The organism is Streptococcus sp. HMSC034B05 (assembly GCF_001809055.1).
GTDB lineage: Bacteria > Bacillota > Bacilli > Lactobacillales > Streptococcaceae > Streptococcus > Streptococcus constellatus.
The window spans coordinates 1-255 of the sequence record NZ_KV795607.1 but is presented as its reverse complement, the minus strand read 5'-3'; the positions used below and the strand labels follow the sequence as shown (position 1 = coordinate 255).

1 pseudogene is annotated in these 255 nt (G+C 41.2%); it reads left to right on the top strand.

Going from position 1 to position 255, the window contains the following annotated elements:
• Positions 1 to 255: pseudogene (locus HMPREF2542_RS04305) on the top strand (ABC transporter ATP-binding protein); the annotation flags it as partial.

The window sequence follows — 255 nt, the reverse complement described above, 5'->3', positions numbered from 1 at the left end:
TGCTGGATAAGCCAACCGAAGGACGCGTCTTTCTCAACGGTACTGATACAGCAACGATTAAAAACAGTCAAGCTTCTAGCTTCCGGCGGGAGAAATTAGGTTTCGTCTTTCAAGATTTCAATCTGTTAGACACCTTGTCTGTGAAAGACAATATTTTACTGCCTTTGGTATTATCTCGCCGTCCGATTTCTGAAATGATGAAAAAGTTAGTGGTGACTTGCAATGAACTAGGGATTAACAGCTTACAAGAGAAGT